Genomic DNA, 15,787 nt, shown 5'->3' on the forward strand with positions numbered 1-15,787 from the left:
GGGGCTGCCGGTGCGCCGAGCGGGGCGCGGTCACGGCAGCCGCCGGAGGATGAGGAGAAGGTTCCAGGTGGCGACCTCGCGGACGCCCGGGAGACGGGGGATGGTCTCGGCGAGGAACGGCGCGTAGCGCGAGCGGGCCGACACGACGGCGATGTCGTCGCGTGCCCGTACCCGGCGCAGCGTGCTGCCGACGTGCACGGCGAAGAGGTTCTCGCCGAGGGTGTGCTTGGCGGGCCGGCCGGTGCGCCGCCGGTAGCGGGCACGGGCCCGGTCGGCTCCCAGGTAGTGCCAGGGCGCGGTCTCGTGGCCGCCCCAGGGGGAGAGCCAGTTGGTGAACGACACGTAGATCAGTCCGCCGGGGCGGGTGACCCGGATCATCTCGCTGAGGAAGGTCTGCGGGTCGGCGACATGCTCCAGGACGTTGGAGGAGAAGCAGATGTCGGCGGCGCCGTCGGCGAGCGGCAGCAGATAGCCGTCGGCGACCACCGCGCCTTCCGGGGCGCGGCCGCGGGCGGTCAGCTCCGCCGGGTCGGGCTCGAAGAGATACCCGTGCGCGCCGCGGCGCCGGAACTCGTCGGTGAAGTGCCCGCTGCCGCCGCCGATGTCGGCGACCACCGCGTCCTTCAGCGGGACGTACCGCTCGACCTGGTCCGCGGCGTCCCGGGCCAGCAGCCCGTAGCAGCGCTCCGGCTCGGTCTGCTCTCGCAGGAAGGCACGGAAGAGGGTGTAGGACCTGCGCAAGGAAGGGTCGCGCACCGGGAGTTCACCGCCTGGGGAGCGTCTGCAGGAGGGCCTCCGCGGCTACCGCCCGGAAGCTGCGGACCGTGTGGCCCCAGCGGAAGCGCTCGGCGCGCAGTGCGGCGGCGGCTCCCAGGGTGTGTCGGCGGTGGGCGCTGAGGGCGAGGGAGCACCAGTGCGCCGCGAACGCGCTCTCGCCGCGGGCCAGGAGGCCGGTGACGCCGTCGTCGACGGAATCGCGGAGGCCGGGGATGTCGAAGCCGACGGCGGGGGTGTGCCGGGCGGCGGCCTCCATGACCACCAGGCCCCATCCCTCGACGAGCGAGGGGTGCAGCAACAGCCACGCAGAGCAGAGCAGTTGGTGCTTGCGGTGTTCCGAGATGTGACCGGTGAAGGTGACGTCGGGGCCGGCCATCGCGGTCAGCCGCGCCCGCTCCGGGCCGTCGCCCACGATCACCAGGCGCCCGCCGGTCACCGGCCGGACCCGTTCCCACAGGCGCAGCAGCAGGTCGATGCGCTTGTACTCGACGAGCCTGCCCATGGCGAGGAAGAGCGGCTCCGGCGCCTCGGGCACGAGCGGGCCGGGCTCCTCCACCCCGTTGTGGACCAGGCGGATGCGGTCCGGTGCCACGCCCAGTCCGTGCAGCGCGGTCGCGGTCGAGCCCGAGACGGCGACCATCAGGTTGCGGCGATGGGTGCCGGCCAGCGCCCAGTGCTCCAGGCGCCGGCCGAGCCGGGCGGCCGGGGCCGGGTAGCGCATGCTCCACAGGTCCGTGTGGACGTGGTTGACCAGGCACACCGTCGGCCCGCGGTGCCAGAGCGGCGCGAGGTAGGGCATGCCGTTGCACACCTCGACCAGCAGGTCGCAGTCGCCGACCCGGCGGTTGAACTGGCGTGGCACCCGCAGGAAGTGGCCGGCGTCGCCGCCCGCGGACACCACGCGGTAGCCGCGGCCGGTGGCGGCTGCCCGCGGGAGCGGAGCCGAGAGCTCGGGGGAGGCCGGACCGCCGCACAGCAGGGTGACGTGATCGCCGTGTGCGGCCAGTCCTTCGGCGATCCGGTCCACCAGGAGCTCGGAGCCACCGGCGGCGGGGTTGCCCAGGTCGCGGCGGGCGAGGAAGACGATACGGCGGGGGGCCGGGGGAGGCCCGGACGCGGGAGACGCGAGGGGTGGGGGTGGTGCGAGCGGAACAGGCGGCGCGGAGGGCGCGGGGGGCAGGGACGGTCGTACGTGCTGGGGCATCTGCGCTCCAACTCGTCTCAGGGTGCGGTACCGGCGGTGGGGGACGTACTGCGTGCTGAGTCGTGGGGGCCGTGCTGTGGCGGTGCTGCGGTGTGGAGCTGTCGCGCTGTTCTTCTCCGCGGCGAGCAGTGGGGGCTGCTGCCGTGGGCCCGCGGTGGGCGGGCGTGCGGACCGGTGGTCACCGCGGGGGCGGTGGTCCCGTTGCCCGGTGCCCGACCGCTGTCGGGAGCTTTGGTCACCAGGACCGGCTTTCGCGGTCACCGGCCCCGGGGACCTGAGGTCTCCGGAACAGGCCGGCTTCGGGCACTGCGGAATTCTGCCGACCGGATGGCCGGTGGTCTGCGTGTGGGGTCGATAGTTTTCGCCGCCTTGTTCGATGCGGCTACTCACCGGAATGACAAAATCCGCGCCCGCTGGAGCTGATGGTTCATCACTTCGCTCAGGGCCGGCCGGTCGCCCGCCTGCCGCGCACCACCAGCACCAGGCCGGTCAGGGCCGCTACCGCGCCCGCCGACGCGGCGCCCACCGGAAGCGTCCGGCCGACCAGTGCGAGCCTGTCGCTGTCCGCCTTGGCCAGCGCCACCTGCGCACGCTGCGTCGCCGGTGTGAACCGGAGGTTCTCACCGTGCAGCAGCGTCACCGCGGCACGCCGGGCACCGGGGGCGCGCAGCGTCTTGAGCGGCGAGATCGAGGCATTGATGATCCGGCCGGTGCGCTGCTCGACGATCAGCTCGATCCCGGAGTTGGCGTACCACTCCTCGGCCTGGATCTGGCCCTGCTCGGGCCGTCCGACCAGCCGGCCGGGGACCTGTCGGCTGCCGGTCCTGGTGGCCGGCACCGTCCCCGTGAAGCGATAGCCCCGGTACCCCTGCACCGTCCCCGTTCCGGCGAAGCGGAGGGGGACGGCGGCGCCCAGCGTGTTGTCCCACCAGCGGTAGGTCCTGCGCTGCACATCGAAGGGGAATTTGAGGTAGGCATCGCCGTCGAAGCGGGTCGGGGCCTCCTCGCAGCAGTGCACCGGTGCGTTGGTGTGCCGGTCGGTGACCCAGCGCTCGGTGGTCCACTGGAACGCCTTGCGCGGATCTTCGAGGGCGAGGGTCGGCGGGGTGTCGACCGTGGTGGAGACGTCCCACACGGCCCGTCCGCTGCGCTCGCTCGCCGCGACATCGCCCAGGACGTGCCGGGTGATGGTGATCTTCTGTCGCTCCCTGGTCCGCAGCGACCCGGTGTCGAAGTAGCTGCCGGTGCCGGTGAAGACGGTGGTGGCGTCGACATCGACCGGGGTGGCCTTGGCCCGCGGCGTGACGTGCCAGGCCAGCAGGGGTGCGAGGACGAGCAGGAAGATGCCCAGACCCCACAGGATCAGTGACACGGGCGACGTCGAGGGAGAGCCTGAGGTACCGGATTCACGCATACGAGCACTCCTGGAAGCGGTGAGGGGAGACACGCTCTGGTGCACGTGCGGCGACCTGATGCGCCATGGGCCGGGAACGTAAGGGAACTCTTGACAGGGCGTCAATGCCCTTCCACACTCGGCAGGCACCACGACTGACGTGGTGCCGCGCTGTGGGAACGCGGCACCGAGCCGGGTCACTTCCGGGCGCCGGGGAAACCCCGGCCGACCGGGACCGTGCCGGGTGCCGCACCGAACTCGACGGGGACCGACGACCGCTCTCCGGAATCGACGAAGGGGCTCACCGCGCCATGCACCGAATGCTCGCCGCCGCGCTGACCGCACTGGCCGCCGCCGCACTGGCCGTCGGCGCCGCGCTCGGCATCGTCGCCGTACTGGAGGCTCCGCCCGAGCAGCCGAACGTGCCACTGGTGACCTTCGACCGGGCCGGCGAGTAGAGGTCGGCATGCTGAGGAGGCCGCGCGCATGGTGACCGCCGTCCGCTCCGCCTGGCGGGACGTCCCGCCTTACCAGGTACGGCAGTTCGCCGCCCTGGCGCTGGAGGAAGTCCCCACCCTTGCCGCGGACATCCTGCGGGAGATCCGCCGCGAGTACCCACAACTCCCCTTGGTACCGGATGACTTCGGTGAGCCCCGCGCGCTGGTGGGCATCCGCCAGTCCCTGGAGCACTTCGTCGCGCATCTGACGGCCGGCCTGGACCGCCCGCACGTCCACCCCCGGGTCTTCCAGGACTTCGGCCGCGGCGAGGGAATCCAGGGCCGCAGCCTGGACGCCCTCCAGGCCATGTACCGGCTGGGCGTGCGGCTGGCCTGGCGACGCCTCGCCGAGATCGGCCACGAGGTCGCCATCCCGGCCCCCGCGATGTACGAACTCGCCGAGTCGGGCTTCGAATATCTCGACGGTCTTGTCGCCGAATCCGTACGGGGCTACGCCGAGGCCGCGGCCCGCCAGGCCGGGGAGCGATTACGCCTGCAGCGCCGGCTCATGGAGCAGCTCTTCGCGGGGCCGGGCGGCGCGGAGACGGACGGGCCGGCCCCGCGGGCCGCAGGGCACGCACCGCGGCGCCGGAGCCGGGAAGGCGCCGCTGCCACGGACGGCCGGATGCCCGCGCTCGCCGAGCGTGCCGCGCGGATCGGCTGGCCACTGCCGGAACGGGTCGCGGTCGCCGTCCTGCTGCGCCCGGCCCGGGAGGCGGTGGCGCCCGCCGTCGCCTCGGACGTGCTGCTGGACATGGAGTGCGAACGCCCGCGGATGGTCGTGCCGGAGCCGGACGCCCCGGGCCGGGGTGAGCTGTTGCGCCGCGCGGCCGCCGGCTGGTCGGGCGCGATCGGGCCCGCCGTACCGCTCCTGGACGCCGCGAAATCGCTGCGCTGGGCGGGCACCGCGGTCGATCTGATGGAACGCGGGCTGCTGCCCGCGGGTGAGCTGTTGCAGTGCACCGAGCACACCGAAGCGCTGGTGCTGCTGCCGCCCGAGGAGCTGATCGAGGACCTCGGCCGCCGCCGGCTGGCCCCGCTCGCCCGTTGCGGCCCCACCCACGGCCGCCGGCTCGCCGAGACCCTGCTGGCCTGGCTGGAGACCCGGGGCGGCGCCCCGGAGGTCGCCGCCCGGCTGGGCGTGCACCCGCAGACCGTCCGCTACCGGCTCCGCCAGATCAAGGAGTTATGGGGCGAGGAGATGGACGACGCCGACCGCCGCTTCGAACTGGAGCTGGTCCTGCGGGCCCAGCGGCTGCGCGGAGAGCTGAACTGACGTTCCGGCGGCGATGCGGGGCTGCCCCCTGCTTCGGGCCCCGCGGCCCTCACCGCGGCGCGAGGCCCAGCATCCGCTGGAGCAGCTCCTTGAGCAGGGTGCGCTCGGCGACGGTCAGCTGGCCGAGCGGTTCGCGGGCGAAGTCCAGGGAGCTGCGCAGCCGCTCGGCCGTGCGCGCGCCCTCGTCGGTCGGGGCGGCCAGCTTGACGCGGCGGTCGGCCGGGTCGGGGCGGCGCTCCACCAGGCCGCGGGCCTCCAGGCGGTCCACGATTCCGGTGACGTTCGACGGCTCGCACTTCAGTCGCTGCGCCACTCGCCGCATGGGCAGCGGCTCAAGGGCAAGGAGGCTGAGAACCCGCGCCTGGGCGCCCGTGAGGGAGTGCTCGGCCGCGGCGTGCTCGTACTCCTCGTAGTAACGGGCCACGACGGTGCCGATGAGGTCGACGACCTCGACGGTCAAGGGGTCTGCGCGTGTCATGCATCCCAGGATACCCATTTACTTGACAAGGTGAAATATCGAGGAGCATGGTTGTTTCAGTACATGAAGCATTAGGAGGAGCGCTCTTATGTCCGCACTGCCCACGACCGGCCGTGAATGGCACCTCGTCGCCCGCCCGCACGGCTGGCCCACCCCGGAGGACTTCGCGCTGCGCGAGGCCGCGGTGCCGGAGGTCGGCGAGGGACAGATCCTCGTCCGCACCCAGCACTTCTCCGTCGACCCGTACATGCGCGGCCGGATGAACGACGTCAAGTCATACGTCCCGCCGTTCCAGCTGGACCAGCCGATGGACGGCGGCGCGGTCGGCGAGGTCATCGCCTCCCGCGCTGACTCCATCGCCGTCGGCGACCACGTCCTGCACGGCCTCGGCTGGCGGGAGTACGCGGTGCTGGACGCCAAGCGCGCCGCGAAGGTGGACCCGTCGCTGGCTCCGCTGACCGCCTACCTCGGCGTGCTGGGCATGCCGGGCCTGACGGCCTACGCGGGCCTGCTGGAGGTCGCCTCCTTCAAGGAGGGCGACGCCGTCTTCGTGTCCGGCGCGGCCGGTGCGGTGGGCAGCGAGGTCGGCCAGATCGCCAAGCTCAAGGGCGCCTCCCGGGTCATCGGCTCCGCCGGATCCGACGAGAAGGTCAAGGTCCTGGTAGAGGAGTACGGCTTCGACGCCGCCTTCAACTACAAGAACGGCGACATCCACAAGCAGCTGAAGGAGGCCGCCCCGGACGGCATCGACGTCTACTTCGACAACGTCGGCGGCGACCACCTCGAAGCCGCCATCAGCGCGCTCAACGTCCACGGCCGCGTCGCCATCTGCGGCATGATCTCGATGTACAACGCCACCGAGCCGTCCCCGGCGCCGCGCAACCTCGCGATGGTGATCGGCAAGCGGCTGCGCCTCCAGGGCCTGCTGGTGAGTGATCACTCCGCGCTGCAGCCGCAGTTCGTCGAGGAGGTCTCCGCCTGGATCCGCTCCGGCGAGCTGAAGTACGGCGAGACCAAGGTCGCGGGCATCGAGAACGGCGTCGAGGCGTTCCTCGGCCTCCTGCGCGGCGAGAACACCGGCAAGATGATCGTGAGCCTCGACGGCTGACCCCGCCGAGCGGACCGTTAGGCTCTGGGGAAGCCGTCGCGATCCGTGGGCGCGAGTCGCGGCGAACCACAGGAGGATTCTGTATGTCCATCCAGACCGTCGACGTCGTCTACACCGCCGTCGCCACCGCTGAGAACGGCCGTGACGGCCGCGTCGCCAGTGACGACGGCAAGCTCGACGTGGTCGTCAACCCGCCCAAGGAGCAGGGCGGCAGCGGCGCCGGCACCAACCCCGAGCAGCTCTTCGCGGCGGGCTACAGCGCCTGCTTCCAGGGCGCGCTCAGCGTCGTGGCCCGTCAGGAGAAGGCGGATGTCTCCGGCTCCCGGGTGACCGCCAACGTCGGCATCGGCAAGACCCCGGCCGGCGGCTTCGGCCTCACGGTCGAGATCACCGCCTCGATCCCCAACGTGGACGCGGCCACCGCGAAGGACCTCGTGGAGAAGGCGCACCAGGTGTGCCCGTACTCCAGCGCCACCCGTGGCAACATCGAGGTCAAGCTGACCGTCGCCTGACGCGTCATACGCACAGCCGAAAGCCGAGGGCCGTACCCGCTTGGGTGCGGCCCTCGGCCGTTGCGTGCCGGGGCCCTTTGCCCGCGGGCGTCGTTGCCCAGCAGCCAGCAGCCAGCAGCCAGCAGCCAGCAGCCAGCAGCCAGCAGCCAGCAGCCAGCAGCCAGCAGCCAGCAGCCAGCAGCCAGCAGCCAGCAGCCAGCAGCCAGCAGCCAGCAGCCAGCAGCCAGCAGCCAGCAGCCCTGCGTCGGCGGCTCGCGGCGCACGCCGTCCACCGGCGGCCCTTCCTTGCCCGTATGTGACGCGCGCCACATGTGCGACGCCTTGACGTCATGCCCGTGTAATCGATTACGTGGGGCCCTCACGAAATCGATTACACGACGCCCTCCCCCGGACGGCCGGGCGCACGTGATCGCACGACAGGACGGCAACGGCGCCATGGCGAACATCAAAGAGGTGGCGGAACGGGCAGGTGTCTCCGTCGCCACCGTCTCCCGGGTCCTCAACGGCCACGGCCCGGTCGCCGAGACCCGCGAACGGGTCCTCGCCGCCGTCCGTGAGCTGGGCTACCGCCCGAACAACGTCGCCCGCGCCCTGCGCACCGCCAGGACCGGGGCGCTCGGCCTGGTCATCGGTGACCTCACCAACCCGTTCTTCACCGAGCTGGCCGACGCCGTCGAGGACGCCGCCCGCAGCCTCGGCTACAGCCTGGTCATCGGCAACGCCGGCGAACGCCCCGAGCAGCAGGACGACTACATCCGCACCCTGCTCGACCGCCGGATCGACGGCCTGCTGGTCAGCTCGGCCGGGACCGGTTCGGCGATGCTCACCGAGGTCGTCGCCTCCGGCACCCCGCTCGTCCTGCTGGACCGCACGGTGCCGGGCATCGACGCCCCCTGCGTACGGGCCGACGGCCGCGGCGCCCTCACCGACCTCGCCGCCCACCTCGCCGCCCTCGGCCGCCGCCGGCCCGCGATCATCGTCGCCCCGGCCGGTACCCCCACCGGCGACGAGCGCCTCGACCTCTTCCGCAACGCGCTTGCCGCGCACGGCATCGAGCTCCCCGACGAACGCGTCGGCGCCACCCCCGACCTCCAGCACACCGGCGGACGGCGGGTGATGCGCGACTTCCTCGACCTGGCGGAGCCGCCGGACGCGGTGCTCGCCACCGACAACCTGATGGCGCTCGGCGCGATGGACGAACTCCGCGCCCGCGGCCTGCGGGTCCCCGACGACGTGGCGCTGGTGGTCTACGACGACGTGCCGTGGTTCACGCACACCGACCCGCCGCTGACCGCGATCGCCCAGCCCACCAGGGAACTGGGCAGGGCCGCCGTGCAGACCCTGCTGGAGCGCATCGAGGGCCGCCCCGGCGACTCGGTGCTGCTGCCGGCCCGGCTCGTGACGCGCCGCTCCTGCGGTGAGCCGCCCGCGCCGTGAACCGGGCACGGAAACCACCCGAGAACCACCCGAGAACGCACGACCGAGGAAGAGAGAGGGGCAGCGCATGACCGGCGTCAAGGACGACGTACCGGGCGGCCGCGAACTGCTGCGCGTGGAGGGGGTGACGAAGTCGTTCCCCGGGGTCCGTGCGCTGGACGGGGTGGACCTGAGCCTGCGCGCGGGCGAGGTGCACGTCCTGCTCGGCGAGAACGGGGCGGGCAAGAGCACGCTCATCAAGATGCTCTCCGGCGCCCACCGCCCCGACGCGGGCAGGATCCTCGCCGCCACCGGCGACCACGGCCCGGACGGCGCGGCGGACGGGCCGCGCGAGGTGCACATCCGCTCGGCGCAGGACGCGGAGCGCCTCGGTATCGCCACCATCTACCAGGAGTTCAACCTCGTCCCCGGCCTGACGGTCGCCGAGAACATCTTCCTCGGCCGGCAGCCGCGCACCGCGCTCGGCCTCGTCGACAGGAAGACCATGCGCACCCGCGCCGCCGCCCTGCTGCGGCGCGTACGCCTCGACGTCTCCCCGGACACACCGGTCGCCGCCCTCGGCATCGCCCGGCTCCAGATGGTGGAGATCGCCAAGGCCCTCAGTCTCGAAGCGCGCGTCCTGATCATGGACGAGCCGACCGCGGTGCTCACCTCCGAGGAGGTGGGGACGCTGTTCACCATCGTCCGGGAACTGCGCGCGTCCGGTGTCGGCGTCATCTTCATCACCCACCACCTCGACGAGATCGGCGTCCTCGGCGACCGGGTCACGGTGCTGCGCGACGGCCGCTCGGTCGGCGAGGTGCCCGCCGGCACCGACGAGGACGAGCTGATCCGGCTCATGGTCGGCCGGGACATCGCCGAGCAGTACCCGCGCGAGCGCCCGGAGGAGCCCGGAGCGCCGCTCCTGCGCGTGCGCGGCCTGACCCGGCACGGCGCGAAGGGTGCCAAGGGTGCACCGGCCCGGCCGGTCTTCGAGGACATCACCTTCGAGGTGCGGGCCGGCGAGGTCGTCGGCCTGGCCGGGCTGGTCGGTGCGGGCCGTACGGAGATCGCGCGGGCGATCTTCGGCGCGGACCGCTACGACGCCGGCACGGTCGAGGTCGACGGCAGGGAGCTGGCGCGCGGCGACGTCCGCGCCGCGATGCGCGCCGGGCTCGGCCTGGTGCCCGAGGACCGCAAGGGCCAGGGCCTGGTCCTTGACGCGTCGCTCCAGGACAACCTGACGCTGGCCAGGCTGGACCGCGATCTGCGGGGCGGTCTTGTGGACCGCGGGGGCCAGCGGCGTGCCGCGGCCGAGGTCGCACGGCAGCTGAAGGTCCGGATGAGCGGCCTGGGCCAGAGCACCCGCACGCTCTCCGGCGGCAACCAGCAGAAGATCGTCATCGGCAAATGGCTGCTGGCCGAGACCCGGCTGCTGATCCTCGACGAGCCGACCCGCGGTATCGACGTCGGCGCCAAGGTCGAGATCTACCAGCTCATCAACGAGTTGACGGCGGCGGGCTGCGCGGTGCTGATGATCTCCAGCGATCTGCCCGAGGTCCTCGGGATGAGCGACCGGGTGCTGGTGATGGCGCAGGGCCGGCTGGCCGGTGAACTCCCGGCCGGACAGGCCACCCAGGACGCGGTGATGGAACTGGCCGTCCAGTCCCCGAAGCCCGCCGTCCCCCGCCCGGCCGCCGCGTCCGCGGACGGCATACCCCACCCCGACGACCCACGTCAGAGCGCGATGGAGGGCTCCGATGACTGAGCTGCTGAAGACCCCCGAACGGACACCACCGCCCGCCGCCCGGGAGCCCGCGTTCGGGCAGTGGTTCAGCCGCGCCGTGCTGCGCAACGGACCGCTGGGCGGGCTGATCGCCCTGGTCGTGGTGATGGCGGTGCTGTCCAAGGACTTCCTCAACGGACAGAACCTCCTCAACGTCGGCGTGCAGGCGTCGGTCACCGCGATCCTCGCCTTCGGCGTCACGTTCGTGATCGTCTCGGCCGGTATCGACCTCTCCGTGGGCTCGGTCGCCGCGCTGTCCGCCACCGTGACCGCATGGGCGGCCTCCGGCGACGGCCTGCCCGTCGTCGTCGCGGTGCTGCTGGGCCTCGCGGTCGGCGCGGCGGCCGGACTGGTCTCCGGCGCGCTGGTCGCCTACGGCAAACTGCCCGCCTTCATCGCCACGTTGGCGATGCTCTCGGTGGGCCGCGGCCTGGCGCTGGTCATCTCCGGTGGCGCGCCGACCCCCTTCCCCACCTCCCTGAGTGCGCTCGGTGACACGCTCGGCGGCTGGCTGCCGGTGCCCGTCCTGGTGATGGCCGCCATGGGGCTGATCGCGGCCCTGGTGCTGGCCCGTACGTACTCCGGCCGCGCGATGTTCGCGATCGGCGGCAACGAGGAGGCGGCTCGCCTCTCCGGCATCAACGTCAAGCGCCGCAAGCTCGTCATCTACGCGCTGTCCGGCCTGTTCGCCGCGGTCGCCGGCATCGTCCTGGCGGCCCGGCTCACCTCCGCGCAGCCGCAGGCCGCCGGCGGCTACGAACTCGACGCCATCGCCGCCGTCGTCATCGGCGGGGCGAGCCTCTCCGGAGGCTCGGGCAAGGCGTCCGGCACGCTCATCGGCGCGCTGATCCTCGCCGTCCTGCGCAACGGCCTCAACCTGCTGAGCGTCTCGGCCTTCTGGCAGCAGGTGGCCACCGGGCTGGTCATCGCGCTCGCGGTGCTCCTGGACACGCTGCGGCGCCGGAGCGCCCGATGAGGGCCCGGATCATCAGGGCCCTCGCGGCGGGGTCGGCCGCGGTCGTCGCCCTCGGACTGGCCGGCTGTGACCGCGGTGGCGACACCGATCTGGGCCTCGCGCTCTCGACCCTGAACAACCCGTTCTTCGTGGGCATCAGGGAAGGCGCGCAGGCCGAGGCGGACGCCCGCGGACTGAAGATCAACATCACCGACGCGCAGAACGACCCCACCCAGCAGATCAACCAGATGGAGACGTTCACCAGCCAGGACGTCAAGGCGGCCATCATCAACCCGGTCGACTCCGACGCCGCCGTACCGGCCGTCGGGGTCGCCAACCGGGCCAAGGTGCCGGTGATCTCCATCGACCGCGGTGTCAACGGCGGCGAGGTCGGCTCGACCATCGCCTCCGACAACGTCGCCGGTGGCCGGCTCGCCGCCAGGACGCTGGCCGCGTCACTCGGCGGGAAGGGCAAGGTGGCCTTCCTGGAGGGCCAGCCCGGCACCTCCGCCGCACGGGAGCGCGGCCGGGGCTTCGAGGAGGCCATCAAGAAGTACCCCGGCATCGAGGTGGTCGCCCGGCAGCCCGCGGACTTCGACCGCACGAAGGGCATGGACGTGATGTCCAACATGCTCCAGGCGCACCGGGACATCGGCGGGGTGTTCGCCGCCAACGACGAGATGGCGCTGGGTGCGTCCAAGGCGCTCGGCGGCAGGTCCGGCAAGGACGTCAAGGTGGTGGCCTTCGACGGCACGCCGGACGGCATCACCGCCGTCCGCAAGGGCACCCTGACCGCGACCGTGGCCCAGCAGCCCGAACTCCTCGGCAAGCAGGCCGTGGACTGGGCGCTGAAGGCCGCTCACGGTGAGAAGCTGCCGACGTCGGTCAAGGTGCCTGTGGTGCTGGTGACGGCGGACAACGCCGCGAAGTTCGACGGCTGAGGACGGCGGTCCGGCACGGTTCCGGGCCGCCGGCGACAACGGGTGAGACGAAAATGGGAGAGCAGCACATGTACGACGTCCTGGTGGTCGGCTCGGCCAACGCGGACCTGACGGTACGGGTGGAGCGGCGGCCCGGCGCGGGCGAGACCGTGCTCGGCGCGGATCTGGTCGAATCGGCCGGCGGCAAGGGCGCCAACCAGGCCGCAGCGGCCGCCCGGCTCGGTGCCCGCACGGCGCTGCTGGCGCGGGTCGGCGGTGATGCCTACGGTGCGCTGCTGCTGGCCGCCCAGCGCTCGGCCGGCACGGACGTCGGACCGGTCATCGTGGACGAGACGGCGCGCACCGGCACCGCGATGATCATCGTGAGCCCCGACGGCGACAACAGCATCGTGGTCTCACCCGGTGCCAACGCCGCCCTCACCCCGCAGGACGTGGGCGCGGCCAAGGACATCATCGCCGGTTCCTCGGTGGTCTCGCTCCAGCTGGAGATCCCCATGGAGAGCGTGCGGGCGGCCGCAGCGCTGGCCGAGGAGGCAGGTACCCGCGTCGTCCTGAACCCCTCCCCGGCCCCGGACGACCTGGCCCCCGAACTGCTCGCGGCCGCCGACCCGTTGGTGGTCAACGAACACGAGGCACGGCGACTGTCCGGGCTCACCGACGGCAAGCCGTCGCAGTGGGCACAGGCCCTGCGGGAACGGGGTGCCCGCTCCGTCGTCATCACCCTCGGCGGCGACGGCGCGCTGGTGCTGGACGCCTCGGGAGTGAGCCGGGCGCCGGGCGTCGCGGTCAGGGCGGTCGACACCACCGGCGCGGGCGATGCCTTCACCGGCGCTCTGGCCACCCGCCTGGCCCGCGGCGACTCCCTGCCCGACGCGGCCCGCTTCGCGGTGCGCGTCGGCGCCGCCGCCGTCACCAAGCCGGGCGCCCAGCCCTCCTACCCGAGCCTGGCGGAGCTGGACGAACTCCCGGAAGGCTGAGCCGCGGTGGACCGGCGGCGGCGCGGGCCGGCCGCCGGCCCGCCTGCCGCAGGCACACGCATCGCGCTACGCCCCGCAGGCCCGCATCAGCGCGGCCGCCACCGCCACTTCCGTACCGGCCAGGCCGACGGACGAGAACAGCGTGATGTCCTCGTCAGCGGTACGGCCCGGGGCCGCCCCCGCCAGCACGCTGCCCAGTTCCGCCATCGGCGCGGGGCCCAGCAGGTGGTCGGCGCCGTAACGTCCGCACTGCGCAAGGGAGTCGGTGACGACGACCGCGGCGCGCCGGGCCAGCTCGGGCGGAATCTCGTAGCGGGTGGTCGTCTTGGGCCCCAGAGTGCTCAGGTGGGTGCCAGGGGCGATCCAGTCCGCGTCCAGGACCGGGGCCGGGCTGTTCGTCGCCACGATCACCACCTCACGGTCGCGCACCGCCTCGCGCGCCGAACCGGCCGCCCGCACCGCGAGCCCCAGTTCGGTGCGGGCCCGTTCCGCGAACCGTTCCGCACGCTCCGTCCGGCGCCCGAACACCGTCACCTCCGCGGGCCGGTGCGGGCCGGCGGACAGCGCCCACAGCTGCGTCCATGCCTGCGGTCCCGTCCCGATCAGCGCCAGCCGGGACGCGCCGGGGCGGGCCAGCGCCTCCACCGCCACCGCGCCGATCGCGCCGGTCCTGCGCGGCCCCAGCTCCCGGCCGTGCACCACCGCGGCCAGCTCCCCGCTCGCGCTGTCCCACACCGCCACCAGCTGGGCGCCGTGCCCCTGCGTGCCGTACGCCCGGAAGCCGTGCAGCCCGTCCCCGGCCAGCTCGCCGACGGTGAACACCAGTTCCGCGGAGCCGAGCGGGGCGTGCAGCCGCGGTGGCGCGGCCAGCCGGCCCGCGTGATGCTCCAGCAGTGCGTGCCGGACGGCCGCCACGGCGCTCGCCGGGTCGAGGCGGTCGCGGACCTCGGCGTCGCCGAGCAGCAGCGGCGCGGTCATCAGGCCGGCTCCTTCGGCCCGTACAGCGCGTGGTCGGCGCCGGTCATCAGGGCCCAGTAGCGGTCGCCGTAGGACCAGTGCCACCACTCGGTGGGGTAGTTGACCAGCCCTGCCGCGGCCAGGGCCGCGCTCAGCACCCGCCGGTTGGCGCGAGCGGCGGGCGACAGGCCGGGCGCGCCCGTGTAGCAGCCGCCGGCGCTCTCCTCGGGGGAGGCGTTGATCGGCGTCCCCATGTCGACCTCCCCGCCGTCGGCGGTCACGAGGGTGACGTCGACCGCGCCGCCCGCGCTGTGCGGCGCGATGTCCGGCGGGGAGACGTAGCGGCTCGCGGCCGAGTGCAGCCGGGCGGCGTCCCAGCCGGGGTGGGCGGCGCGCAGTTCGTGCGTGTACTCCTCGAAGTAGCGGCGCTGCAGGGCCGGTGGCCGGTAGCCCTCGACGAACTGCAGCCGCAGCCCGTCCGGCAGGGACGCCTGGGCCGCCAGCAGCCGTCGCAGCACCCCCTCGCGCAGCCGGGCGTAGGCACCGTCCTCCGGCGCCTCGTCCCCCTCGTCACCCGTGCCGCCCGCGTCGTCGGTCTCGGCCTTGAGGCCGGAGACGACGAGCGCGGGCGCCGCGGACCGTACGTCGAGCAGCGGTTCGCCGCACTCCTTGACGGGGATCGCGGCGACCGCCGGATCGGCCATCAACGTGATCCGGTCCCGCACATCGCTCAGCACCAGCTCCGCACCGCCGTCCGGGGCGGTCCGCGTTCCGCCGCCGGCCGCCGCCTCCCGCTCTCCGGTGGGCAGCCAGGTGCCGCTGAGCCCGCACCCCCGCCCGGCGCTGCCGACGCCGGCCCCGTTGGCGAGCACCACGTGCAGGCCGTGTTCGGCGGCCAGGTCCGCGTACCGCGCCACCCGGTCCGCCGAGCCGTGGAAGGAGGAGGCGAGGAACACCCGGCAGCCGTCCGCCGCGGCCCGCGCCGCCACCTCGGCACATCCCGTGTCGTAGCAGGTGGCGAGCGCGAACCGGATGCCGCCCAGGGTGAACCGGCCGTCGGCGGTGCCCGGGACGAAGAGGTCGTTCTCCGCCCCGAACAGATGGCGCTTGTCGTAGCGGGTGAGCAGTGCGCCGTCCGGTCCGAGGACGAACGAGGCGATGGTCGGCCCGGCACCGTCCGCGGCGGCGCGGCCCGGCGCGTTGACCACGGCGGCCACCCCCGCCGCCCGGCACGCCTGCCGCACAGGTTCCAGCCGCGGGTCGTCCGGCGCGACCGTGAGCCGCGGATCGGCGGCTATCGCCGGCAGGTCGTACTGCGTCAGGGCCAGTTCGGCGAAGACCACCAGACCGGCGCCGCGCGCCGCCGCCTCGGTGACGAGAGAGGCCATCCGTGCGGCGTTGGCCTCGATGTTGCCCGGGACCGGCGTGAACTGTGCGGCAGCAATGATCATCCGCCCATGATGCCCGGCACAGCGGGCGGGCGGGAGAGGCCGCGACCTCTGCAGGTTCC

At 73.3% G+C, this 15,787-nt stretch carries 13 protein-coding genes and 1 pseudogene; 8 read left to right on the top strand and 6 right to left on the bottom strand.

Features of this window, described 5'->3' with window-relative positions:
* Nucleotides 1-30 precede the first annotated feature (30 nt).
* From QOM21_RS25290 to QOM21_RS25300, 3 genes are all read right to left on the bottom strand, one after another.
* Nucleotides 31-756 (bottom strand): class I SAM-dependent methyltransferase, encoded by a 726-nt coding sequence (locus tag QOM21_RS25290; protein ID WP_407553316.1) that lies wholly within the window; start codon nucleotides 754-756, stop codon nucleotides 31-33.
* A 7-nt stretch (nucleotides 757-763) separates the two neighbouring features.
* Nucleotides 764-1,981 (bottom strand): glycosyltransferase family 4 protein, encoded by a 1,218-nt coding sequence (locus QOM21_RS25295; protein ID WP_407553317.1) that lies wholly within the window; start codon nucleotides 1,979-1,981, stop codon nucleotides 764-766.
* A 439-nt stretch (nucleotides 1,982-2,420) separates the two neighbouring features.
* The gene (locus QOM21_RS25300) at nucleotides 2,421-3,395 is read right to left on the bottom strand and encodes a DUF3068 domain-containing protein (RefSeq protein WP_407553318.1); all 975 of its coding nucleotides are present in this window, start codon (nucleotides 3,393-3,395) and stop codon (nucleotides 2,421-2,423) included.
* A gap of 290 nt (nucleotides 3,396-3,685) precedes the next feature.
* On the opposite strand from QOM21_RS25300, the gene QOM21_RS25305 reads away from it, so the two are divergent.
* Both QOM21_RS25305 and QOM21_RS25310 read left to right on the top strand, forming a co-directional pair.
* Entirely contained in the window at nucleotides 3,686-3,832 is a 147-nt protein-coding gene (locus tag QOM21_RS25305) for a hypothetical protein (RefSeq protein ID WP_407553319.1), read from the top strand.
* 28 nt (nucleotides 3,833-3,860) lie between these two features.
* On the top strand, nucleotides 3,861-5,147 hold the full coding sequence (locus QOM21_RS25310; protein ID WP_407553320.1) for a helix-turn-helix domain-containing protein: 1,287 nt from the start codon (nucleotides 3,861-3,863) through the stop codon (nucleotides 5,145-5,147).
* Nucleotides 5,148-5,196: 49 nt separating this feature from the next.
* Here the strand turns inward: QOM21_RS25310 and QOM21_RS25315 are convergent, their stop codons facing one another.
* Nucleotides 5,197-5,625 carry a MarR family winged helix-turn-helix transcriptional regulator gene (locus QOM21_RS25315; protein ID WP_407553321.1) on the bottom strand — a complete coding sequence of 143 codons (429 nt, stop codon included), beginning with the start codon at nucleotides 5,623-5,625 and terminating at the stop codon, nucleotides 5,197-5,199.
* Between the two features lie 88 nt (nucleotides 5,626-5,713).
* Between QOM21_RS25315 and QOM21_RS25320 the strand changes: the two genes are divergently transcribed.
* The 6 genes and pseudogenes from QOM21_RS25320 (at nucleotide 5,714) to QOM21_RS25345 (ending at nucleotide 13,320) form a co-directional block, all read left to right on the top strand.
* Complete coding sequence (locus QOM21_RS25320) at nucleotides 5,714-6,733, top strand: NADP-dependent oxidoreductase (protein WP_407553322.1); 1,020 nt, start codon at nucleotides 5,714-5,716, stop codon at nucleotides 6,731-6,733.
* Nucleotides 6,734-6,816: 83 nt separating this feature from the next.
* The gene (locus QOM21_RS25325) at nucleotides 6,817-7,245 is read left to right on the top strand and encodes an organic hydroperoxide resistance protein (RefSeq protein ID WP_393891985.1); all 429 of its coding nucleotides are present in this window, start codon (nucleotides 6,817-6,819) and stop codon (nucleotides 7,243-7,245) included.
* Between the two features lie 435 nt (nucleotides 7,246-7,680).
* Nucleotides 7,681-8,682 carry a LacI family DNA-binding transcriptional regulator gene (locus tag QOM21_RS25330; protein WP_407555802.1) on the top strand — a complete coding sequence of 334 codons (1,002 nt, stop codon included), beginning with the start codon at nucleotides 7,681-7,683 and terminating at the stop codon, nucleotides 8,680-8,682.
* A gap of 67 nt (nucleotides 8,683-8,749) precedes the next feature.
* Entirely contained in the window at nucleotides 8,750-10,429 is a 1,680-nt protein-coding gene (locus tag QOM21_RS25335) for a sugar ABC transporter ATP-binding protein (protein WP_407553323.1), read from the top strand.
* Nucleotides 10,422-12,343, top strand: a pseudogene (locus QOM21_RS25340) (substrate-binding domain-containing protein). The gene QOM21_RS25335 and the pseudogene QOM21_RS25340 overlap by 8 nt, the downstream one beginning before the upstream one ends.
* Nucleotides 12,344-12,411: 68 nt before the next feature.
* A complete protein-coding gene (locus QOM21_RS25345; protein ID WP_407555804.1) occupies nucleotides 12,412-13,320 on the top strand; it encodes a ribokinase in 909 nt (302 codons plus the stop codon).
* Nucleotides 13,321-13,386: 66 nt separating this feature from the next.
* Here QOM21_RS25345 and QOM21_RS25350 read toward each other — a convergent pair whose 3' ends face one another.
* Nucleotides 13,387-14,298 carry an ornithine cyclodeaminase family protein gene (locus tag QOM21_RS25350; protein WP_407553324.1) on the bottom strand — a complete coding sequence of 304 codons (912 nt, stop codon included), beginning with the start codon at nucleotides 14,296-14,298 and terminating at the stop codon, nucleotides 13,387-13,389.
* A complete protein-coding gene (locus QOM21_RS25355) occupies nucleotides 14,298-15,728 on the bottom strand; it encodes a nitrilase-related carbon-nitrogen hydrolase (protein ID WP_407553325.1) in 1,431 nt (476 codons plus the stop codon). Before QOM21_RS25355 ends, QOM21_RS25350 begins: the two co-directional genes overlap by 1 nt.
* Between the last annotated feature and the right edge of the window lie 59 nt (nucleotides 15,729-15,787).

Source organism: Streptomyces sp. Pv4-95 (genome assembly GCF_045782725.1).
Taxonomy (GTDB): Bacteria; Actinomycetota; Actinomycetes; order Streptomycetales; family Streptomycetaceae; genus Streptomyces.